23 protein-coding genes and 1 pseudogene are annotated in these 21,428 nt (G+C 66.7%); 14 read left to right on the top strand and 10 right to left on the bottom strand.

Annotated features, from left to right (window positions below; translation table 11 throughout):
- From MIC448_RS16370 to MIC448_RS05495, 4 genes and pseudogenes are all read left to right on the top strand, one after another.
- Nucleotides 1–421, top strand: a pseudogene (locus tag MIC448_RS16370) (hypothetical protein); the annotation flags it as partial.
- A gap of 21 nt (nucleotides 422–442) precedes the next feature.
- The gene (gene hisD, locus MIC448_RS05505) at nucleotides 443–1,768 is read left to right on the top strand and encodes a histidinol dehydrogenase (RefSeq protein ID WP_036297140.1); all 1,326 of its coding nucleotides are present in this window, start codon (nucleotides 443–445) and stop codon (nucleotides 1,766–1,768) included.
- A gap of 43 nt (nucleotides 1,769–1,811) precedes the next feature.
- Nucleotides 1,812–2,297: a transcriptional regulator NrdR gene (nrdR, locus tag MIC448_RS05500; RefSeq protein ID WP_051513196.1), complete on the top strand. Its 486-nt coding sequence runs from the start codon at nucleotides 1,812–1,814 to the stop codon at nucleotides 2,295–2,297.
- Nucleotides 2,298–2,313: 16 nt separating this feature from the next.
- The gene (locus tag MIC448_RS05495) at nucleotides 2,314–3,336 is read left to right on the top strand and encodes a quinone-dependent dihydroorotate dehydrogenase (protein ID WP_036297138.1); all 1,023 of its coding nucleotides are present in this window, start codon (nucleotides 2,314–2,316) and stop codon (nucleotides 3,334–3,336) included.
- A 24-nt stretch (nucleotides 3,337–3,360) separates the two neighbouring features.
- Here the strand turns inward: MIC448_RS05495 and MIC448_RS05490 are convergent, their stop codons facing one another.
- Nucleotides 3,361–3,930: a DUF3043 domain-containing protein gene (locus MIC448_RS05490; RefSeq protein WP_036297148.1), complete on the bottom strand. Its 570-nt coding sequence runs from the start codon at nucleotides 3,928–3,930 to the stop codon at nucleotides 3,361–3,363.
- 51 nt (nucleotides 3,931–3,981) lie between these two features.
- Here MIC448_RS05490 and MIC448_RS05485 point away from each other — a divergent pair, with 51 nt between their 5' ends.
- The 6 genes from MIC448_RS05485 to MIC448_RS05460 all read left to right on the top strand — a co-directional run bounded on the left by MIC448_RS05485 (nucleotide 3,982) and on the right by MIC448_RS05460 (nucleotide 9,782).
- Nucleotides 3,982–5,379 (top strand): dipeptidase, encoded by a 1,398-nt coding sequence (locus MIC448_RS05485; RefSeq protein WP_036297136.1) that lies wholly within the window; start codon nucleotides 3,982–3,984, stop codon nucleotides 5,377–5,379.
- 22 nt (nucleotides 5,380–5,401) lie between these two features.
- Entirely contained in the window at nucleotides 5,402–5,776 is a 375-nt protein-coding gene (gene erpA, locus MIC448_RS05480) for an iron-sulfur cluster insertion protein ErpA (protein WP_036297134.1), read from the top strand.
- 107 nt (nucleotides 5,777–5,883) lie between these two features.
- Nucleotides 5,884–6,792, top strand: a complete 909-nt coding sequence (coxB, locus tag MIC448_RS05475) for a cytochrome c oxidase subunit II (protein ID WP_036297132.1) — start codon at nucleotides 5,884–5,886, stop codon at nucleotides 6,790–6,792.
- Between the two features lie 5 nt (nucleotides 6,793–6,797).
- Nucleotides 6,798–8,555, top strand: a complete 1,758-nt coding sequence (ctaD, locus tag MIC448_RS05470) for a cytochrome c oxidase subunit I (RefSeq protein WP_036297130.1) — start codon at nucleotides 6,798–6,800, stop codon at nucleotides 8,553–8,555.
- Nucleotide 8,556: 1 nt separating this feature from the next.
- Nucleotides 8,557–8,991, top strand: coding sequence for a cytochrome c oxidase subunit 4 (locus MIC448_RS05465; protein WP_036297128.1), 435 nt, complete (start codon nucleotides 8,557–8,559; stop codon nucleotides 8,989–8,991).
- Nucleotides 8,991–9,782 (top strand): PP2C family serine/threonine-protein phosphatase, encoded by a 792-nt coding sequence (locus tag MIC448_RS05460; RefSeq protein ID WP_036297126.1) that lies wholly within the window; start codon nucleotides 8,991–8,993, stop codon nucleotides 9,780–9,782. Before MIC448_RS05465 ends, MIC448_RS05460 begins: the two co-directional genes overlap by 1 nt.
- A 25-nt stretch (nucleotides 9,783–9,807) precedes the next feature.
- Here MIC448_RS05460 and MIC448_RS05455 read toward each other — a convergent pair whose 3' ends face one another.
- The 5 genes from MIC448_RS05455 to MIC448_RS05435 all read right to left on the bottom strand — a co-directional run bounded on the left by MIC448_RS05455 (nucleotide 9,808) and on the right by MIC448_RS05435 (nucleotide 14,706).
- Nucleotides 9,808–10,215 carry a rhodanese-like domain-containing protein gene (locus MIC448_RS05455; RefSeq protein ID WP_036297124.1) on the bottom strand — a complete coding sequence of 136 codons (408 nt, stop codon included), beginning with the start codon at nucleotides 10,213–10,215 and terminating at the stop codon, nucleotides 9,808–9,810.
- A gap of 158 nt (nucleotides 10,216–10,373) precedes the next feature.
- Nucleotides 10,374–12,167 (bottom strand): cytochrome bc complex cytochrome b subunit, encoded by a 1,794-nt coding sequence (locus MIC448_RS05450; protein ID WP_036297122.1) that lies wholly within the window; start codon nucleotides 12,165–12,167, stop codon nucleotides 10,374–10,376.
- On the bottom strand, nucleotides 12,164–13,219 hold the full coding sequence (locus MIC448_RS05445) for a ubiquinol-cytochrome c reductase iron-sulfur subunit (RefSeq protein ID WP_036297120.1): 1,056 nt from the start codon (nucleotides 13,217–13,219) through the stop codon (nucleotides 12,164–12,166). The genes MIC448_RS05450 and MIC448_RS05445 overlap by 4 nt, the downstream gene beginning before the upstream one ends.
- 39 nt (nucleotides 13,220–13,258) lie before the next feature.
- Entirely contained in the window at nucleotides 13,259–14,056 is a 798-nt protein-coding gene (locus MIC448_RS05440; RefSeq protein ID WP_036297118.1) for a c-type cytochrome, read from the bottom strand.
- A 17-nt stretch (nucleotides 14,057–14,073) separates the two neighbouring features.
- Nucleotides 14,074–14,706: a heme-copper oxidase subunit III gene (locus MIC448_RS05435; protein ID WP_144237988.1), complete on the bottom strand. Its 633-nt coding sequence runs from the start codon at nucleotides 14,704–14,706 to the stop codon at nucleotides 14,074–14,076.
- A 143-nt stretch (nucleotides 14,707–14,849) separates the two neighbouring features.
- On the opposite strand from MIC448_RS05435, the gene trpD reads away from it, so the two are divergent.
- The 3 genes from trpD to MIC448_RS05420 are packed head-to-tail and all read left to right on the top strand — an operon-like array spanning nucleotide 14,850 to nucleotide 18,270.
- Complete coding sequence (gene trpD / locus MIC448_RS05430; RefSeq protein WP_036297117.1) at nucleotides 14,850–15,908, top strand: anthranilate phosphoribosyltransferase; 1,059 nt, start codon at nucleotides 14,850–14,852, stop codon at nucleotides 15,906–15,908.
- Between the two features lie 40 nt (nucleotides 15,909–15,948).
- Nucleotides 15,949–16,944 (top strand): PHP domain-containing protein, encoded by a 996-nt coding sequence (locus MIC448_RS05425; RefSeq protein WP_036297115.1) that lies wholly within the window; start codon nucleotides 15,949–15,951, stop codon nucleotides 16,942–16,944.
- A gap of 48 nt (nucleotides 16,945–16,992) precedes the next feature.
- Nucleotides 16,993–18,270 (top strand): CynX/NimT family MFS transporter, encoded by a 1,278-nt coding sequence (locus MIC448_RS05420; protein ID WP_036297114.1) that lies wholly within the window; start codon nucleotides 16,993–16,995, stop codon nucleotides 18,268–18,270.
- Here MIC448_RS05420 and MIC448_RS05415 read toward each other — a convergent pair.
- The gene (locus MIC448_RS05415) at nucleotides 18,247–19,209 is read right to left on the bottom strand and encodes a 5'-3' exonuclease (protein WP_100813075.1); all 963 of its coding nucleotides are present in this window, start codon (nucleotides 19,207–19,209) and stop codon (nucleotides 18,247–18,249) included. The genes MIC448_RS05420 and MIC448_RS05415 overlap by 24 nt on opposite strands.
- 55 nt (nucleotides 19,210–19,264) lie before the next feature.
- Between MIC448_RS05415 and MIC448_RS05410 the strand changes: the two genes are divergently transcribed.
- A complete protein-coding gene (locus MIC448_RS05410; protein WP_232711487.1) occupies nucleotides 19,265–20,425 on the top strand; it encodes a sorbosone dehydrogenase family protein in 1,161 nt (386 codons plus the stop codon).
- 5 nt (nucleotides 20,426–20,430) lie between these two features.
- Here MIC448_RS05410 and MIC448_RS05405 read toward each other — a convergent pair whose 3' ends face one another.
- The 3 genes from MIC448_RS05405 to MIC448_RS05395 all read right to left on the bottom strand — a co-directional run bounded on the left by MIC448_RS05405 (nucleotide 20,431) and on the right by MIC448_RS05395 (nucleotide 21,331).
- Nucleotides 20,431–20,610, bottom strand: a complete 180-nt coding sequence (locus MIC448_RS05405) for a hypothetical protein (RefSeq protein ID WP_144237987.1) — start codon at nucleotides 20,608–20,610, stop codon at nucleotides 20,431–20,433.
- Nucleotides 20,611–20,645: 35 nt separating this feature from the next.
- Nucleotides 20,646–20,984: a DUF2834 domain-containing protein gene (locus MIC448_RS05400; RefSeq protein WP_036297110.1), complete on the bottom strand. Its 339-nt coding sequence runs from the start codon at nucleotides 20,982–20,984 to the stop codon at nucleotides 20,646–20,648.
- A gap of 98 nt (nucleotides 20,985–21,082) precedes the next feature.
- Nucleotides 21,083–21,331: a hypothetical protein gene (locus MIC448_RS05395; RefSeq protein WP_144237986.1), complete on the bottom strand. Its 249-nt coding sequence runs from the start codon at nucleotides 21,329–21,331 to the stop codon at nucleotides 21,083–21,085.
- Between the last annotated feature and the right edge of the window lie 97 nt (nucleotides 21,332–21,428).

Genomic DNA, 21,428 nt, shown 5'->3' with positions numbered 1-21,428 from the left:
CCCCCGCCCCGAGCCGACGCCGGAGTCCTACGCTCCCGTTTCGGGGGATGGGGCCGCGCAGGCCACCGGCGCCTACCCGATCGGCTCGTATGCGGTGGACGACGCCGAGCCGTCCACGGGTGACACGGGCGTTGTCGACACCGGCGGCTGGAGCCCGACCCCGGCGTACGCGCGCGGAGCGACGGACACCGGCGCGCAGCCGGTGACGGATGCGGCACCCGCAGCGGCTTCGCGCCCCTTCTGGGCGCTGTCGCCGGTCGAGCGCGACGTGGTCGACGAGCGCACCGGGGCCGCGTTGTTCCGGATCGGGCCGACGGCGTGGGCACTCGTGATCGCGGATCGCGGATCGAGCTTCGTCGTGCAGCACGAGGACGGGCGCGTCGGCGTGCTCTACGACGTCTCGGGCGTCACCCGGGGCTGATCCGCCGGGTAGCCTGGGAGGATGCGCACGATCGACCTCCGCGGCACTGCCGCGAGCGATGCCGCGGCCCTCGTCCCGCGCGCGACCGAAGCACGCGACAACGCTTTGCGCGTCGCTGGCGAACTCGTCGCCGACGTCCGTGACCGCGGCGAAGCCGCCCTGCGCGAGCAGGCCGAGAAGTTCGATGGTGTCACCGGACACACGCTCCGGGTTCCGCGCGCCGATATCGACGCGGCGGTCGACGGACTCGATGCCGATGTGCGAGATGCGCTCGAACGCGCCATCGAGAACGTTCGGCGCGCGTCGGCGGCGCAGGTCCCGCCTCCGGTCGTCACCGAACTCGCTCCCGGGGCACGCGTCACCCAGCGCTGGCAGCCGGTCCGCCGCGTCGGCGTCTATGTGCCGGGCGGCAAGGCGGTTTATCCGTCCAGCGTCGTCATGAACGTCGTCCCCGCCCAGGTCGCCGGAGTCAGCGCCGTGGCGCTCGCTTCGCCCGCCCAACGCAGTGACGGCAAGGTGCACCCGACAATTCTTGCGGCGGCGGGTCTGCTCGGCGTGGATGAGGTCTACGCGATCGGTGGTGCGGGCGCGATCGCTGCGCTCGCCTACGGCGTTGCGGACATCGCTCTCGAACCGGTCGACGTGGTCACGGGCCCCGGCAACAACTACGTCGCCGCGGCGAAGCGTCACGTCGCGGGCGTCGTCGGTACCGACTCCGAGGCGGGTGCGACCGAGATCCTCGTGATCGCCGACGATTCGGCCGACGCGGCACTGGTTGCGGCTGATCTGGTCAGTCAGGCCGAGCACGACGAACAGGCCGGAGCAGTGCTCGTGACGGATTCGGCCGACCTGGCCGAGGCCGTCCGCGCGGCGGTGCAGGATGTCGCATCGCGCACGCGGCACGCGGAGCGGGTGCGTACGGCACTCGCGGGCACACAGTCCGCGATCGTGCTGGTGGACGATCTGGTTGCTGCGGTGGCGTTCAGCAACGCCTACGCTCCGGAGCACCTCGAGGTCCAGACGCGCGACCCCGAGGGGCTGTTGCCCGAGTTGACCAATGCGGGTGCGATCTTCCTGGGACCGAACTCGCCCGTGAGCCTTGGGGACTATCTCGCGGGAAGCAATCACGTTCTGCCCACCGGAGGTCAGGCGCGCTACGCGGCCGGGCTCGGAGCGCAGACGTTCTTGCGGGCGCAGCAGATCATCGCGTACGACCGTGATGCGCTGGCCGGCGTGGCCGACGCGATCGTCGCGCTGGCCGAAGCCGAGGCCCTGCCCGCGCACGGTGAGGCCGTGACCGCGCGCTTCGCGCCGGTCGCAGCAGACTCCGAAGCATCCACGATCTGAAGCTGCCATTCAACGACTCCGCCTTTAGCGAGGACCACGAGATATGCACTGCCCCTTCTGTCGGCATCCCGACTCTCGCGTGATCGATTCGCGCACGAGCGATGACGGGCTCTCGATTCGTCGTCGCCGGCAATGCCCCGAATGCGGTGGTCGATTTTCGACGATCGAGACCGCGAGCCTCAATGTCATCAAGCGGTCCGGGGTCATCGAGCCGTTCAGTCGCGAGAAGGTCATGTCGGGTGTGCGTAAGGCGTGCCAGGGTCGCCCCGTGACCGAGGCGGATCTCGCCATGCTCGCGCAGAAGGTCGAAGAAGCAGTGCGGCAGACGGGCGCGTCCCAGGTGGACACGAACGAGATCGGGCTGGCGATTCTGGGTCCGCTCCGAGCCCTCGACATGGTCGCCTATCTGCGGTTCGCGAGTGTTTATCAGGCCTTCGAGTCGCTCGACGATTTCGAGACGGCAATCGACGATCTGCGCGCGGATCGCGTCGCGGCTCCGGGGTTCGACGGCGACGTGCCTCGTGCGTGAGTCAGAGGGGGGCGGGATGTACCGCCTTCTTTTCTCCGTCGTGCTCTCGAGGTTCGACCCCGAGACGGCGCATCACCTCGGGATGCGGGTCGTGCGTGCCGCGGGTGTTACTCCGTTCTCCGCTCTGGTCCGCCGAGTGACACGCCCCGCGCCAACGCTTCGGACGCGAGCTCTCGGCATCGACTTTCCCTCGCCTTTCGGTGTCGCCGCCGGGTTCGACAAGGACGCGGTCGGGGTTCTCGGGCTCGGCGCGCTCGGCTTCGGGCATGTTGAGGTCGGCACACTGACGGCGATCCCGCAGGACGGCAACCCCCGCCCGCGCCTGTTTCGACTCATCCCGGATCGAGCTGTGATCAACCGCATGGGATTCAACAACGGGGGAGCGGATGCGGCAGCCGCTCGCATCGCGAAGCTCCGCCGGCGTCACGACCGACCGGTGATCGGCATCAACATCGGAAAGAGCCGAGTCGTCGATGTCGCGGATGCGACGGCCGATTATGTGCGCAGTGCGACGCGCCTGGCGCCGCTCGCCGACTACCTCGCCGTGAATGTCTCGTCGCCGAACACGCCGGGCCTGCGCACCCTGCAGGCCGTGGAGACGCTCGCGCCGTTGCTGCGCGCGGTCAAGGATGCGGCGGGCACCACACCGCTGCTCGTGAAGATCGCCCCGGACCTCGACGACGAAGAGGTGCGGGCGATCGCACTTCTCGCGGTCGAGCTCGGGCTCGACGGACTCATCGCCACCAACACGACGCTCTCGCGTGCGGGCCTCCGGACCGACCCCACTGTCGTCGAGGCTGCGGGCGCGGGCGGGCTCTCGGGGGCACCGTTGCGTGATCGCTCGCTCGAAGTACTTCGCGTCGTCCGAGCATCGGTCCCCGCCGAGTTCTGCGTGATCTCGGTCGGCGGCGTCGAGAGCGGCGCGGATGTGCGTGAGCGCTTGGACGCGGGGGCCACCCTCGTGCAGGGCTATACCGCGTTTCTTTACCGCGGCCCGTTCTGGGCCCGACAGATCAACCGCGCTCTCGCTCGCGGCTGATCGCCGCGCGAGAGCGGGGGCGGGTCAGGCGATGGGCTTGCCGCCGCGACGCACCTGCGGCTTCGGCAGACGCAGGAAGCGCATCTGCATCGAACGCATCGCCGCGTACCAGGCGGTGCCGCGCTCGAGCTTGTCGGCACCGAACTTGGTGCGGATGGCTCGCTTGGCGCGCCACCCCGTCAGAACCATGTCGAGGACGACGAGCAGGATGAAGCCCCACAGTGCGATGAAGGCGTAGTACTGGATGTAGGTGTTCTGGATGAAGGTCAGCAGGATGACGACGATCATGGCCGGCATCACGAACTCGGCGAGGTGCCATCCTCCGTCGACGTAGTCGCGCAGGAACTTGCGCTGCGGCCCCTTGTCGCGGGCGGGGAGGTAGCGTTCGTCTCCCTTGGCCATACCGGCGCGAGCCTGATCGCGCTTCGCCGCGAGTTCGGCGCGGGCACGCTGCTTGGCCTCTTTCGTGTCGGCCACGAGGGGGCGTCGACGCATCGCCTCACGCTCGGAGCGCGTCGGGGTGGCGCGCCCCTTTCCGGCACCGACCGCGGCGGAATCCTCGTCGCTCGGCACGGGGGCGGGGGAGTTGGCCACGATGTTTCCTTGCAGGTCGGCGGAGTTGTACTCGCCCATAAGATTACCCGCATGCACGCATCGGAAGTCCCCTCGTCCCCACTCCGTACCGCTGTCGAGGATGGAATCGCTCCGGCACTCGCCGACCTGGGCGCCCTCGTGCGTATTCCGGGCATCGCTTGGCCCGCGTTCGATCAGACCCAGCTCGAGCGGAGCGCGAGTGCGGTCGCGCGCCTCGCCGAGGACACGGGAGTGTTCGATGAGGTGCGGATCCTGCGCGCCGCCATCCCCGGAACGGATGAGGTAGGTCAGCCCGCAGTCCTGGCCGCGCGGGCAGCACGCGGGAATGCCCCGACGGTGCTTCTCTACGCCCACCACGACGTCCAGCCCCCGGGCGATGACGCGCTCTGGGACTCGCCGCCGTTCGAACCGACCGTTCGCGACGGACGCCTGTACGGGCGCGGCGCGGCCGACGACAAAGCCGGCATCATGGCGCACATCGCGGCGCTCCGGGCGCTGCGGGCGGGCACGGAGGGTGAGCTCGAGCTCGGTGTCGTCCTCTTCGTCGAGGGTGAGGAGGAGTACGGGTCCCGCTCCTTCGCACAGTTCCTCGCGGACAATCGCGATGCCCTCCGCGCGGACGTGATCGTGGTCGCCGATTCGGGAAACTGGGATTCCGACACTCCAGCACTGACCGTGTCACTGCGAGGCAACGCGCGGTTCACGATGCGCGTCCGAACCCTCGACCACGCTTCGCACTCCGGAATGTTCGGCGGAGCCGTGCCCGATGCGATGCTCGCCACGATCAAGCTGCTGTCGACGCTGTGGGATGCGGACGGCACGGTCGCCGTCGACGGGATGACGGTGCGTGAGGCGGACACGCCGGACTATTCCGAGAGCACTCTGCGTGAAGAGGCCGGACTTCTTCCGGGGGTCTCGCCGGCCGGTGCCGGAGACATCCTGTCGCGGATCTGGAATCGTCCCGCGATCACGGTCATCGGCACCGACTTCACGAGCGTCGAAGCGGCCTCGAACACCCTCTCGCCCGAGGTCTCGGTCGTGATCAGCGCCCGCGTGACACCGGGCCAGAAGGCCTCCGATGCCTATGCCGCTCTCGAGTCGCACCTGCGCGCGAACGCGCCGTTCGGGGCCGAGCTGACCTTCTCAGACGTCGACCTCGGGGACGGGTTCCTCGTCGATACGTCCGGGTGGGCCGTCGCGGCGGTGCGGGATGCTTTCGCCGAGGGATACGGCGTCGACCCCGTCGACATCGGGGTGGGCGGCAGTATCCCGTTCATCTCGGATCTTGTCCGCGAGTTCCCCGAAGCGCAGATCCTCGTCACCGGGGTCGAGGACCCGCATTCGCGGGCGCACAGCCCGAACGAATCCCTGCATCTGGAGACGTTCCGCCACGCGATCTTGAGCGAAGCGTTGCTGTTGCGCGCCCTCGATGACCGAGGCCGCGGGTAGACTCGGCGCAGGAGGACTGACAATGACAGACACCACGATCGTTCCCAACGAAACGACCACCGAGGCCCGCCCGCACGGCGTCAATCTCACCGAGGCCGCGGCCTTGAAGGTCAAGAGCCTGCTCGAGCAGGAAGGTCGCGACGACCTGCGTCTTCGCGTTGCCGTTCAGCCCGGCGGATGCTCCGGACTCATCTACCAGCTCTACTTCGACGAGCGCTATCTCGACGGCGACGAGACCGTCGACTTCGATGGCGTCGAGGTCATCGTCGACAACATGAGCGTCCCGTATCTCGATGGCGCAGCCATCGATTTCAAAGACACGATCTCGGAGCAGGGCTTCACGATCGACAACCCCAATGCTGCGGGCAGTTGCGCCTGCGGTGACAGCTTCCACTAGCCTCACGAGCGCATCACGATCGGTGCGCGCGCTGGGTGAGTGTCCTGAATCGCATGTGAGCTTGCCCTAGACTTGGGCGAATCACACCCGCGTCCGAAAGGTGAATCGTGCGCCCCAAACGCCGCCTCCGCTGGGCCGCTATCCCGGTCGGGATTACGGCAGCATTCCTCCTTGCAGGATGTACGACTACCCAGTTGAACGGGTATCTCCCGGGCTTCACGGACGATGGCGTGCAGGCGACGGACCGCACCGAGATGGTGTCGGGTCTCTGGGTCAACTCCTGGATCGTCCTGCTCGTCGTGGGTGTGATCACGTGGGGCCTGACGCTCTTCGCGATGGTCGCCTACCGGCGCCGCAAGGGCCAGACCGGCCTGCCGGTCCAGCTTCGGTACAACATGCCGATCGAGATCTTCTACACGCTCGTTCCGTTCGTTCTCGTCCTGGGCCTGTTCGCGTTCACCGCGCGGGACCAGACGATCCTCGAGACGCAGTACGAAGATCCGGATGTCTCGATTTCTGCCATCGGCAAGCAGTGGGCCTGGGACTTCCAGTACAACGGCGAAGAAGAAGACAACTCGGACGCCGTATGGACTCAGGGTGTCCAAGCGGTCCCCGCGGCGAACGGCGACGTGGATCAGGCAGCGCTGCCGACCCTGGTTCTCCCCGTGAACAAGACGGTGCAGATCGAGCTTCTCTCGCGTGACGTCATCCACTCCTTCTGGGTCATCGACTTCTTGTACAAGAAGGACATGTATCCCGGGCATGAGAACTACTGGTCCTTCACACCGACACGTGAGGGCACCTTCGCCGGTAAGTGCGCCGAGCTCTGCGGCGAGTATCACTCGGCCATGCTCTTCAACGTCGAGGTCGTCAGCGAAGACGAGTACGAGGACTACGTCGACTCCCTCCGCGCGGCGGGTCAGACCGGTGACATCACCACCGACTACGACCGCAACAGCAACCTGCCCGGCACGGGTGGAAATACAGCCGACGTCGTCGGCACCGAGGAAGGCTGATCACCGTGGCCACGACTCTCCCACTCCAGGAGGCCGGACGAGCGACGACTCTCCCGCCGCGCCAAGCGGCGCTGCTGAGCTCGTCGCGCGTGGAGCAGAAGGGCAACATCGTCGTCAAGTGGATCACCTCCACTGACCACAAGACCATCGGGTACATGTACCTGATCGCCTCGTTCATCTTCTTCCTCCTCGGCGGCGTGATGGCTCTCATCATCCGTGCCGAGTTGTTCGCGCCGGGTATGCAGGTCATCCCGACCAAGGAGCAGTACAACCAGCTGTTCACGATGCACGGCACGATCATGCTGCTGATGTTCGCGACGCCGCTCTTCGCAGGCTTCGCGAACGTCATCATGCCCCTTCAGATCGGCGCGCCCGACGTCGCGTTCCCGCGTCTGAACGCGTTCGCGTTCTGGCTCTTCCTCTTCGGCTCCACCATCGCGGTGTCGGGCTTCCTCACCCCGCAGGGCGCCGCATCGTTCGGATGGTTCGCCTATCAACCACTCGCGAGCGCGACGTTCTCGCCAGGGGTGGGGGGTAATCTCTGGATGCTCGGGCTGGGAATGAGTGGCTTTGGCACCATTCTCGGCGCGGTGAACTTCATCACGACCATCATCACGATGCGCGCACCGGGCATGACGATGTGGCGCATGCCGATCTTCACCTGGAACACCCTCGTCACGAGCCTGCTCGTTCTGATGGCCTTCCCGGTTCTTGCCGCCGCGATCCTGGCCGCCGCCGCCGACCGTGTGCTCGGCGCTCACATCTACGACCCGGCGAACGGTGGCGTGCTGTTGTGGCAGCACCTGTTCTGGTTCTTCGGTCACCCCGAGGTGTACATCATCGCGCTGCCGTTCTTCGGAATCGTGTCCGAGATCTTCCCGGTCTTCTCGCGCAAGCCGATCTTCGGCTACAAGACCCTCGTCTACGCGACCATCGCCATCGCCGCGCTGTCGGTGGCGGTGTGGGCGCACCACATGTATGTCACCGGCTCGGTCCTACTCCCGTTCTTCGCGTTGATGACGATGTTGATCGCGGTTCCCACGGGTGTGAAGATCTTCAACTGGATCGGCACCATGTGGCGCGGCTCGGTGACCTTTGAGACGCCGATGGTCTTCGCGCTCGGATTCCTCATAACGTTCGTCTTCGGTGGTCTCACCGGCGTCATCCTCGCGTCGCCGCCGCTTGACTTCGCCCTGTCGGATTCGTACTTTGTCGTCGCGCACTTCCACTACGTGGTGTTCGGCACGGTCGTGTTCGCGATGTTCGCAGGCTTCTACTTCTGGTGGCCGAAGTTCACGGGGCGGATGCTGAACGAGCGCCTGGGATACGTGCATTTCTGGCTGCTGTTCATCGGGTTCCACATGACCTTCCTCATCCAGCACTGGCTGGGTGTCGACGGCATGGTCCGGCGATACGCGGACTACTCCGAGGCCGACGGGTGGACCTGGCAGAACCAGGTCTCGACGATCGGTGCAATGATTCTGGCTGTCTCGATGTTGCCGTTCCTCCTCAACGTGTGGATCACGGCGCGCAAGGCCCCCAAGGTCACCGTCAACGACCCGTGGGGTTATGGCGCATCGCTCGAGTGGGCGACCTCGTGCCCGCCGCCGCGCCACAATTTCACGTCGATTCCGCGCATCCGGAGCGAGCGCCCCGCATTCGACCTCAACCACCCCGAGGCCGGCCTCCCGGTCGGTGTCGGTCCCGCCAAGGATGCCCCCGATGCTCCGACGGTCGATCTTGCGGCCGGAGAGGTGAAGTAACGTGCGTTCGAATGTCGGACTGTGGTGGCTGCTGTCGGCCTTCTTCCTCCTCATCGGTGTGGTCTACACCGTGTGGAACATCGTCGCTTACCCCGACCGCAACTGGTACAACGCGATCGAGTGGGTCGGGTCGGTAGCCCTCGTCTTCAGCGCGTTGATGGCCGCACTCGTCGCCTGGTACTTGCAGCGCGTCCACAAGTCGCAGGGCGGCGAGTTGCCCGAAGACATCCTGACCTCGGATGTCGACGACGGAGACCCCGAGCTCGGTGAGTTCAGCCCCTGGTCCTGGTGGCCGATCGTGCTCGCATTCTCCGCAGGCGTCGCGATCATCGGCCTTGCCGTGGGCTCGTGGCTGGTGCCGATCGGGTTCGCCATCTTCCTTGTCGCGATCGTCGGTTGGGTCTACGAGTACTACCGAGGCTATTTCGCCCATTGATGGCGCTCTCACTGAGCGCGGCCGTCCTCTCTGACATCGGACCTCGTCGGTCCGGCAACGAGGACGCTGCGTTCGTGGCGCCTTACGCGGCGGCGGTTGCGGACGGCGTCGGCGGCGGCCCCGCGGGCGACATTGCGGCGGCGGTCGTCATCCATCGGGTTGCGTCGTCGTCCCGTGCCGTCGAGTCGGTGGCGCGGGTGCGCAGCCTGTTGGGTCGGTCTAACGGAGACCTCGGAGCGCGGGTGCGCGAGGAGCCCTCCGTCGCCGGCATGGCGACCACGTTTACGGGTCTGTTCCTGTCCGGCACCGAACTCTTCCTCGCTCACGTGGGCGACTCACGCGGGTATCTCCTTCGTGGCGGAGTCCTGTCACGTCAGACGCGGGACGACTCGTGGGTCCAGCACCTTGTGGACACCGGCGCCATCTCGGCCCGGGATGCACTTCGTCACCCGCGGCGGAATATCGTCACGGCTTCCTTTCAGGGCGACCCGCGCGACGGCGACGCGCTGACGGTGACCCGGCTAGAGCCGCGCGCCGGAGATCGGTGGCTGCTGTGCAGCGACGGCATCTCGGACTATCTGCCCCACGATGTCCTGAACGATGTGCTGAGCGCGCATACGGCCGCCGACACGGCCGCAAACGCTCTCGTTGCGATGGCCATCGAGGCAGGAACCCACGACAACGTCACGGCGGTCGTATGCGATCTCGTTGACGGTGAAGTTCTTGACGGGCGGCCGCTTTTCGCCGGCGCGGCGGCTGACCATTTCGCCGAGGACGTTGCCATCGCCTGACTCCGCTCCTCGCGACGAGTCTGGATCAGCCGCGCCTCACGACCATGGTGAGCGGGTCGAACGTGCGGGGCAGCGGGCCTTCATCGTTCTCCGTCGGCTGCCCCTCGCGCACCCAGTACTCGTATCCGCCGATCATCTCCCGGACGGAGTAGCCCAGCTGGGCAAACGCGAGCGCACCCTTGCTGCCGGCGTTGCATCCGGGACTCCAGCAGTAGACCACGACCGGGACGGCCGGATCGAACTCGGCGATGCGTTCGGGGATGTCGCGATACGGCACGTGTACGGCGCCGACGATCCGGCCCTGGGCCCAGGCCTCGTCCCCGCGGACATCGACGAGGACCACATCTTCACCGGCACGCTGGGCGGCGTACACATCGGAAGGGTCCGTCTCATGGGCAAGTCGAGCGGAGAAGTACGTGATCGCGTCGGTCATCCCTCGACCGTACGGCGAGCACAGCGGCGGAGTGAGACGCGCAGCTGCCAACTGACGCAGGAAGTCCGCCGAAGCGGCGGCAAGAGTGTCGAAAGCGCGAATGCCCCGGCACACCCGCGAAGGGCGGTGCCGGGGCATCCGTGATTCGGACTCTCGTCCTACTTTTTCTTGCCGTCGTCTTCGGGCTCGTCGGGTGCCACGATCGTCGTCGGACGAACCGCGGTCTCGGGCACGTTCCCCGTGGTGTCGGGGTGCAGAGGCGCATCCGGGTGTCCGGCGCGCTCGTGAGCGCCCTGGATCTCCGCCATCTCTTCGTCCTCGATGTGGCCGAGCGCGTGGTGCTGGTGCGCAACCGCCGCGTCAATCTCGGACTGCGTGAGGGGCGCGAAGCGGTCCTCGAAGAACCACCGCGAGACCGCGGAGCGCATGTTCTCGTGCCAGGGAATCTGTCCGCGCGAATTCGGGCGCACGACCAACGGCTCGAACGTCTCGTGCGAGGTGAGCTTCCAGCGCTCGTACTCGTCGACGGGCTGGTGCACCTCGATGAACTCGCCGCCGGGCAACCGCACGATGCGACCCGACTCGTAGCCGTGTAGCGCGATCTCGCGGTCCTTACGCTGAAGCGCGATGCAGATGCGCTTCGTGACGAAGTAGGCGATGATCGGGCCGACGATCAGCAGAGCCTGGAGGGTGTGGATGACGCCTTCCATCGAGACCCAGAAGTGGGTGGCGATGATGTCGGACGATGCCGCGGCCCACAGGACCGCGTAGAACGTCACGCCGGCCGCACCGATCGCCGTGCGTGTCGCCGCGTTGCGGGGACGCTGGGCGATGTGGTGCTCGCGCTTGTCGCCCGTGACCCACGCCTCGATGAAGGGGTAGATCAGGACGAGCAGGATGAAGATCCCGATCACGGCCAGCGGCAGGATGATGTTCCACGACCAGGTGTGGCCCAAGAAGACCGACTCGAGGTGCGGGGGAACGAGGCGCAGACCGCCGTCCGCGAATCCGATGTACCAGTCGGGCTGGGTACCGGCGGAAACGGGGGAGGGGTCGTAGGGACCGTAGTTCCAGATCGGGTTGATCTGCACGAACGACGCGATCAAGACGATCACACCGAACGTGATGAAGAAGAACCCACCCATCTTCGACATGTAGACGGGGACCATCGGGTAACCGACAACGTTCTCGTTCGTGCGACCCGGGCCCGCGAACTGCGTGTGCTTGTTGATGATCATCAAGAGCAGGTGGACGGCGATCAAGGCCACCACGAGCGCCGGCAAGATCAAGATGTGCAGCACGTATAGGCGTCCGACGATCGCGGTTCCGGGGAACTCGCCGCCGAACAGCAGGAACGACGTCCACGTGCCGATCAGGGGGATGCCCTTGATCATGCCGTCGATGATGCGCAGACCGTTGCCCGAGAGCAGGTCATCCGGGAGGGAGTATCCCGTGAAGCCCTCGGCCATAGCCAGGATGAAGAGGATGAATCCGACGACCCAGTTCAGCTCGCGCGGCTTGCGGAATGCGCCCGTGAAGAACACGCGGAGCATGTGCACGCCGATACCGGCCACGAAGACCAGCGCGGCCCAGTGGTGGATCTGGCGGACGAGCAGACCGCCACGCAGGTCGAACGAGATGGCCAGCGTGGATTCCATCGCCGCGGACATGGGGATGCCCCGCATCGGAGCCCAGGCCCCGGTGTAGTGCGTCTCGACCATCGATGCGTCGAAGAAGAACGTCAGGAAAGTCCCCGACAGGAGGACGACGACGAAGCTCCAGAGGGCAATCTCACCGAGCATGAACGACCAGTGGTCGGGGAAGATCTTTCGGCTGAGCTCTTTGACCAGTCCCGACGCGCTCGTGCGCTCGTCGATGTAGTTGGCCGCTCCGCCGACGAAACGTCCGCCGAGGGGGGCCTTCTTTTCCTCAGTTGCGGTTGAGGTACTCAATGGCGCTCCCAGAAGCTCGGGCCGACGGGTTCATGGAAGTCGCTCTGTGCGATGAGGTAGCCCTCGTCGTCCACCGCGATCGGCAGCTGCGGCAGAGGACGGGCGGCCGGTCCGAAGATGACCGCGGCGCCGTTGGCCACATCGAACTGCGACTGGTGGCAGGGGCAGAGCAGGTGGTGAGTGTGCTGTTCGTACAGCGCGACGGGGCATCCGACGTGTGTGCAGACCTTCGAGTACGCGACGATGCCGTCGTACGACCACGACGCGCGCTCGGCGGTCTCGGTGAGCTCTTCGGGCTCCATGCGCATCAGCAGCACGATCGCCTTGGCCTTCTCTTCGAGGTAGCCCTCGTCGTGCCCCAGCTCTGCGAGCGGCTCGGGGATCACGTGGAAAGCAGAGCCGAGCGTGACATCGGAAGCCTTGATGGGAACGCCGGAGGGGTCGCGGGCAAGGCGCATGCCCGGTTCCCACATCGTGTGGCTCAGGAGCTCGACGGGGTTCTCGCCCTCGGGTGCCAGTCCGCGGAAGAGGACGATGCCCGGTGCGACCGAGGCGATCAGGGCGCCGATGAGGGAGTTGCGAATCATCGTGCGGCGTCCGAATCCGGACTCCTCGTTCGCGACCGTGAGTGCCTGGACGGCCGCCGCGCGCGTCGATTCCTTGCCACGCGTCAGATGGCGCGCCTCGATGTGCTCCGTATCGGACATGACGGCCTTGGACCAGTGGATGGCCCCGATGCCGATGGCCAGCAAAGCGAGCGCGATGCCGATGCCGATGAAGAGGTTGTTGTTGCGGATCGCGACGACCGTGCCGTCCTCGATCGGAAACAGCATGTAGGCCGCGACGGCCCAGATGCTGCCGGCGATCGACAGATAGAACAGCGAGTAGACGGTGCGTACGGCTTGCCGCATCTTCGCGGGATCCTGGTCCGTCACGCGCGCGCGGTGCGGCGGGAGGCCCGGGTTGCGTACGGGATCGCTCACGGCAACCGCGAGCCCCGCCGGAGGTTGGGGCCCCCGATCGTGCTCCGCTGCCTCGATCTCGTTTGCCATGCTGCTCCTCGTGCTAAAAGTTCTCGATGCGTGCGCGAGTCAGTTGGACTTCGCGGTGATCCACACGGTCAGCGCGACGAGTCCGCCGATCCCGAAGATCCAGATGAACAGGCCCTCAGAAACCGGACCCAGCGAGCCGAGCGTCAGTCCGCCGGCACCCGCGTTGTCTTCCATCCACAGCAGAGCCGAGATGATGTCGCGCTTGTCATCGGGCGAGAGGTTCATGTCGTTGAACACCGGCATGTTCTGGGGGCCGGTGACCATGGCCGCGTAGATGTGGCGCGGGTCGACACCGTCGAGCGAGGGCGCGTACTTGCCCTCGGTCAGCGCGCCACCGGCTGCGGCAACGTTGTGGCACATGGCGCAGTTGACGCGGAAAAGCTCGGCGCCGTGTGCGACATCGCCCTCGCCATCCAGGACACGCCCGGTAGCGATCTCGGGCCCGGGGGCAACCGACTGGACGTACGCGGACATTGCGGCGATCTGGTCTTCGGTGAACTGAACCGGCTTCTGCGGGGCCTGCGGTCCCTGCATCTGCAGCGGCATACGACCCGTGGCGACCTGGAAGTCGACGGCCATGGCGCCGACGCCATACAGGCTCGGTCCGTTTTCCGTACCCTGCAGGTCAAGACCGTGGCAGGTGGCGCAGTTGGCTTGGAACAGCTTCTTGCCGTCTTCGACGGTGAGCGTTTGTGTGGCGGCCGTATCGGTCGTCGACGCCATGGCGGCGGATGCACCGGCGTACAGCCCGCCGGTCAGAACGAGACCCAGTCCGATCAGGCCGGCAGCGGCCAGCGGGCTGCGCCGACCGGAACGACGCTTCTTCTCACGAGGCATTCGGGTGTGGCTCCGCTCTATTTCAGGAAGTAGATCACGAGGAACAGGGCGACCCACACGACGTCGACGAAGTGCCAGTAGTACGACACGACGATCGCGCTCGTGGCCTCTTTGTGGCCGAAATTTTTGACCGCGTAGGCGCGGCCGATCACGAGCAGGAAGGCGACGAGCCCACCCGTCACGTGCAGGGCGTGGAAGCCGGTGGTGAGGTAGAACGCCGACGCGTAAGAGTTCGCCTCGATCGGCATCCCCTCCGCGACGAGCTGCGCGTATTCCCACACCTGGCCCGACACGAAGATGGCGCCGAGGGCGAAGGTGAGGAAGAACCACTCGACCATTCCCCAGCGCTGCCAGAACGTGTTCTTCTTCACCGTGTACGGCTGGTTGCGCTCAGCGGCGAACACACCCATCTGGCATGTCACGGAGGACAGCACCAGGATGATCGTGTTGCCGAGCGCGAACGGCACGTTCAGCAATGAGGACTCTTCGGCCCACAGCTCGGGAGAGGTGTTCCGAAGGGTGAAGTAGATCGCGAAGAGCCCGGCGAAGAACATGACCTCGCTACCGAGCCACACGATCGTGCCAACGGCGACAGGATCCGGACGTTTGATCGTCCTCACTGCCGGGGCATATGTCGCAGAGGTGGTCACAGGTCCATTATGTCCGATCGTGAGGGCGAAGGATCGCACGCGCACCCTTTCGATAGCCCCGATCGAGACTTAGGATCTCCTAAGAAAGCACGTGGCGCGGGCTGTGTGAATGGTCAGCGCGGCCCATCGTTAGGATCGCAGTCATGACGGATGCGACGACTTGGCCCGACCTCATCTCGGCGCTGCTGGCCGGACGTGACCTCAGTGTGTCGGAGGCCACCTGGGCCATGGGACGGGTGATGGCGGGCGAGGCGAGCCCCTCGCAGCTCGCGGGGTTTCTCGTCGCCCTCCGAGCAAAGGGCGAGACGGTCGACGAGGTCGTCGGGTTCCGCGACGCGGTTCTCGACGCGGCGATGCCTCTCGAGATCAATTCGGACGCCCTCGACATCGTGGGCACGGGTGGAGATCGTTTCGGAACCGTTAACGTTTCGACGATGGCATCGATCGTGGCTGCCGCATCCGGAGTCCCGGTCATCAAGCACGGCAACCGCGCCGCGAGCTCTTCCTCCGGTTCGTCGGATGTGCTCGGCGCGCTGGGTGTGTCGCTGACCCTCGCGCCCGAGGCCGTCGCCGAAACCCTGCGGCGAGCCGGGATCACCTTCGTCTTCGCCTCGGCATTCCACCCCGGCTTTCGGCACGCGGGACCGACGCGAGCCGAACTCGGCGTGCCGACCGTGTTCAACATCTTGGGTCCGCTCTGCAACCCGGCGCGGGCCGAGGCGAACGCCGTCGGCGTCGCGCAGTTGGATCGCGTGCCCCTCATCACGGGTGTGTTCCAGACCCGCGGAGCGACTGCTCTCGTCTTCCGCGGCGATGACGGGCTGGACGAACTCACCACGACGGGCCACAGCCGCATCTGGGAGGTCAGCCGGGGAGATATCCACGAACACGATCTCGATCCGCGCGATCTCGGCATCCCGCGTGCGGCGATCGCGGACTTGAAAGGTGGCGACCCTGCGCACAACGCGGAGGTCGTGCACCGAGTCCTTGCGGGGGAGGAGGGCCCCGTTCGCGACATCGTCCTCCTCAACGCGGCAGCCGGTCTGGTGTCGTACCGCCTATCGCACGACTCGGCTCAGGTTCAGCGCCCGATCGTCGAGAGACTCGCCGAGGAGCGGGAACGCGCGGCATCCGCTATCGATTCGGGTGCGGCCCGGGATCTGCTCGCGCGCTGGGGCGAGGTTTCGCGCGAACTCAGCTGAGGCCTTCGGGGGTGTCGGGGGCTCGGCGTAGGGTGATCGCGTGGATCCCGTAGCCGCCCTCAACGAGATCGCGACGCTGCTCGAGCGAGAGCGAGCATCGCGATACCGCTCCAAGGCTTTTCGTTCTGCCGCGGAGGCTGCGGCGGATCTTTCGGATGAGATCCTGCGGGATCCGACGCGTCTGCGGCGGATCGCGGGCATCGGCGATTCGTCTCTCGCCGTCATCGGTCAGGCCATGGCTGGCCAGGTCCCGGACTATCTTCTCGAGTTGCGCTCCCGCTACGACGTCCCCACCGTGGGAGAGGTGCGCGCCGCGCTGAAGGGTGATCTGCATGCGCACAGCGACTGGTCGGATGGTTTGGCTTCGATCGATCTGATGGTGCAGGCCGCGCGCGACCTGGGGCACGAGTACCTGGCGTTGACCGATCACTCACCCCGACTGCGTGTGGCGAACGGCCTCTCACCCGGACGACTGCGCGAACAGCTGGCAGTTGTCGCCGGGATGTCGGGCGAGGGGTTCACGCTCTTGTCGGGCATCGAAGTCGACATCTTCGACGATGGCGCACTCGACCAAGAGCCCGCGCTGCTCGACGAGCTCGACATCGTGGTCGCTTCGGCTCATTCGAAGCTGCGGATGGAGTCGCCGGCGATGACTCGACGACTGGTGGCGGCGGCATCCGATCCTCGCGTCGACGTGCTTGGCCACGTCACCGGGCGGCTCGTCGAGGGCGCACGAGGAACCCGACCGCCCTCGACATTCGATGCCCGTGCGGTGTTCGAGGCGTGCGCCGCGAGCGGCGTTGCCGTCGAGATCAACTCCCGTCCTGAGCGCCAGGATCCGCCCGATGACCTGTTGGCACTCGCGCTGGAAATCGGATGCCTGTTCTCGATCGACTCGGACGCTCATGCGCCCGGTCAACTGTCGCTGCTCGATTACGGTGCCGCACGTGCCGAGGCGGCGGGGGTTCCGGCCGAGCGCATCGTCACGACGTGGCCCCTCGCGCGCCTCCGCGAGTGGACGGGACGGGCACGTTAGATGCCCGGGCCGCGCTGCCTAGACTGAGTCGGTGACAGGTCTGATTCGATGACGGGGCCCGCCGCCTCATCTGCCCGGCGCGCTTTTCCGTGGCTCGTCGTCGTCGGAATCCTGGTCGCGGCGCTGAGCCTGCGGGGGCCGATCATCGCCCCGACACCTGTGCTGCGCGACATCCAGGACGATCTCGGGATCGGCGCGGCGAGCGCGGGGCTGCTCACGACGGTGCCTGTCCTGATGTTCGCCCTGTTGACACCCGTCGCGGCCCTCGTCATCCGCCGGGCGGGCGCGGAACTCGCCCTACTGCTGACCCTCGTCGGAGTGATGCTGGGGACGCTCGTGCGTGCGATTCCGGGTTTCGGGTGGATGCTGGCCGGGTCGCTCGTCATCGGCGCCGCGATTACGGTCGGAAACGTCGTGGTGCCCGTCATCATCCGTCGCGATGTGCCGCCCACGCAGGTGAGTGCTGTAACGGCGGCGTACGTCGCGATGTTGAACGCCGGATCGCTGCTGACTGCTCTGGCGACGGCGCCGCTGGCGGGCGTGCTCGGCTGGCCGCTGGCGCTCCTCGCTTGGATCGTGGTGACCGTCTCCGGAATCCTGCTCTGGGCGGTGCACCTGCGGCGGGCTCGCGGCGCGGACGCCGGCTATTCGGGAGAACCTTGGGCTGGCGCCGCCAATCGGACCCAGGGTCGCGCTTCCGATATCGAGACGTTGACGGGACCACTCCCCGTGCCAGGAGGGCGCCGAAGCGGCATCCTCCGTCGTCCGATCGTGTGGCTGCTGGCCTTCACGTTCGCCTGCCAGGCAGCCATCTACTACGGCCTGACGACGTGGCTGCCGACGATTCTGGGCGACGAACTCGGGGTTGATCGGACGACGGCCGGCACTCTGGCATCCGTGTTCCAGGGCGTGGCAATCGCCGGCGCGTTCGTCGTTCCCCTGTTGGCGCGACGCTTCGCGCCGATCGTGCCCGCGCTCGTGATCTGCGCCTGCTGGCTGGCTCTGACCGTCGGGATGCCGGTCGCGCCCGCGCAGTTCATCCTGTGGGCGTCCCTCGGCGCGATCGCGCATGCCGGAGGTTTCGTCGTGATCTTCTCGACACTCGTCGCGGTCGCGCGCTCGGATGCCGAGGCAGCCGGGATGTCCGCTTTCGTTCAGGGCGCGGGCTACACCGTCGCGGCTCTTGCGGCGCCGGTCATGGGTGCTCTGCACGAGGTCAATGACGGGTGGACGGGCGCGCTCGTGCTGCTTCTCGTGTTGTCGATCGCGTACGGGGTTCTGATGCTCGCCGCGATGTCGCGGCTACCGAGTGGGCGCGCTTCCTGAATCGGTGATCGCGGTGATCGCCGCGAGCGCGCGGTCCATCGCGGTTCCCAGTGCCCATTTTTCGGCGAGCGCGAGTGTCTCGGTGCGTTGCTCCTCGGTCGGGGACGTCAGTTCGCCGCCTGATTCGGGCAGATCGTCGTCCAGATCGAGGTCGCGCACCACTCCGACGACCTGCGGAGCCACGGCCAGGTAGGGAAGCGCTGCGAGGAGCTTGGCCCGGACACCGGCCGACATTCCCTCACCCGCTTCCGCCGCGGCGAGGATTCCCGCGAGGTCGCCGTGCGCGGCGATCAGCGTCGCCGCTGTCTTCTCGCCGACGCCGGGGACCCCGGGCAACCCATCCGAGGCATCCCCTTTCATGACCGCGAAATCGGCGTACTGCTCCGGAAGAACGCCGTACTTTTTGACGACGATGGCGTCGGTCACGACCTCGAGGTTGCTCATGCCGCGTGCGGTATAGATCACCCGGACGTCGGATGCATCGTCGACGAGCTGGAAGAGGTCGCGGTCACCGGTCACGATGTCTACGGGCATGGTCGCCTGGGTCGCGAGGGAACCGATGATGTCGTCGGCCTCGTGGTCGGCGCGGCCGACGATCGGGATGTTGAGGGCTCCGAGTGCGCGGCGGATGAGTGGTATCTGAGCCTCGAGCGGGTCGGGCACTTCTTCGACATCGGCGCCGCCCGGGACGATCTGAACGACGCGATGCGCTTTGTAGCTCGGGATCAGATCAACTCGCCACTGCGGACGCCAGTCATCATCCCAGCACGCGATCAGATGCGTCGGCCGATACGTCGTGACGAGCTTGCCGATCATGTCGAGCAGCCCGCGGACGGCGTTTACGGGCGTTCCGTCGGGCGCCTTGACCGTATCGGGCACGCCGTAGAAGGCGCGAAAATACAGCGAGGCGGTGTCGAGCAACATCAGGCGCTGGGTCACGTCCTCAGTCTGGCAGTCAGGCCGCGCGGGCGTACTCCCGGGTTAGCGTGGAGGAATGCGACCGGAGGTGCCGAAGCCCGTGACCACGATCACCGATACGCGATCGATGCGGCCTCTGCGTCGCGGGATGATCGCTGTTGCTTTCGTCACGATGAGCACACTTGCGCTCGCCGGATGTGTTGCCGGACCGCCCGCACGGTCGACCCCCTCGGTCGCGGCTACGCCGAGTGCTACCGCCGCCGAGCCGGCGGGCCCACGAGACGTCGTCACGGGGCTTGCGGCGCCCTGGTCGGTCGCGCTCATCGGCGACTCTGCGCTCGTTTCGGAACGAGATTCGGCTCGGATTCTCGAGTTCACTCCCGGCGGAGACATCCGGGAAATCGGCGTGATCGAAGGCGTCGTGAGCGGAGGCGAGGGCGGCCTGTTGGGTCTCGCCATGGCTCCCGACGAGAGCGCGCTGTACGCGTACTCGACCGCGGAGGACGGGAACCGCGTACAGCGGTTTGCGCTGCAGGGCGAGCCCGGTTCGCTGAGCCTCGGCACCCCAGATGTCGTCATCGACGGGCTCCCGAAGGCCGGGGTCCACAACGGCGGCCGGATCGCCTTCGGACCGGACGGCGCTCTCTACATCACGACCGGGGATGCCGGAGTGCCCCGATCGGCACAAGACCCGGACAGCCTCGCGGGCAAGATCCTGCGCCTCGATCCCGACGGGGGAGTTCCCACCGACAACCCGTTCGCCGGGTCGCCGGTCTACAGTCTCGGACACCGCAACGTTCAAGGACTGGGATGGGCGGCCGACGGGCGGATGTTCGCCAGCGAGTTCGGGCAGGACACCGTCGATGAGCTGAACCTGATCGAGCCGGGGGCGAACTACGGATGGCCGGACGTCGAGGGAGCGGGCGGCGCGGATCGGGGCTTCGTGGATCCTGTTCAGGAGTGGCCTACGGATGCCGCGAGTCCCAGCGGACTCGCGGTGATCGACGACTCGATCTACATCGCGAACCTGCGCGGCCGTTCGCTGCGGGTCGTGCCGCTCGACGACCTGAGCGCGTCGACCGTGCATCTCGCGGGGACGTACGGGCGTCTGCGCTCGGTGCTGGAGGGCCCCAACGGCGAACTCTGGATCGTCACGAACAACACCGACGGACGGGGTGACCCGGCGGACGGGGATGACCGCGTCGTGGCGTTGGATCCGACAACGGTCGCCTTCTAGGGGCCTCAGCTGCCGCCGGACATCAGGCCGATGATTCCGGAACCGAGCCAGTAGATGCCGACCGCTCCACCGACCACCCAGAGGATCATCCGGGACGTCGTCGGGGGAGTGCGGGGTTTCTTGGCGGGCTTGCCGGGCTTGCCGGATTCGGCGGATTTGCCAGAGTCGGCGGAATTGTCGGTCACCACACGAGCCTAACGATTCGCATCCGCTGCGCCGATCAGGCCTCGAGCACTCGGGCGGTCAGACGCCGCTGTCTCATCGCGAGGAACAGCGGGAAGGTAAACGCGAACGCGGTCACCCCGGACAGGACGATGTACAGCCAGGCGCGACGCATCCCGAGCCTGCGCGCCTCGGCGACGATGAACACACTTCCCGCGATCGCCACGACGAGCAGGTCGACCGTGATCGACGAGACCGCCGGCCCGCTCGAGACGAGGTCGCCGATGAAGTCGCGCAGCTGGATGATCGCGAGCGCGTTGAAGAACCAGGTGCCGATCAAACCCGCGATCGCGAGCACGAGATAGGCGATGGCGAGGGGCGTCCAGTTGCGGGTCATGCGTCGATCATGCGCCAGTTCGGGTCGTTTCGTCTCGCTGCGCTCGCTCAACGACCGGGGCCACGTTCGCTCACCGAGTTTGTCGAAGTGACCCGATCTCAGGCGAGGAGTGCCACGCCCATCGCTGCGGTCGACGCGCCCATCGCGATGAGCTGGCCGCGTTCGAGGACGGAAGCGCGGGCCTCACCACCATGTGGCGTCCCGGCGGCGATCACCGAAACGAGACCGAAAAGCAGAGCGGATGCCGCGGCCACCAGTCCGAACGGGGCCCCCGCCGAGTGGTGCGCGGCCGCTGCGACCGGGGCCGAGGCATCCGGAATCATCGCGAGCACGAGCGTGGCCATCACGACCAGGGCCGAGCGTTGCGTGCACCGTCATGATCGTGGAGGGCACTCTCGCGGCGGGAACGGGCACTCTCGCGGCGGGAACGGGCACACTCGCGCC

This window comes from Microbacterium sp. C448, from assembly GCF_000582705.2.
In the GTDB taxonomy this organism is placed as follows: Bacteria; Actinomycetota; Actinomycetes; order Actinomycetales; family Microbacteriaceae; genus Microbacterium; species Microbacterium lacus_A.
Note: the sequence above shows the minus strand (reverse complement) of the source record. Positions and strands in the feature narration are given on the sequence as shown.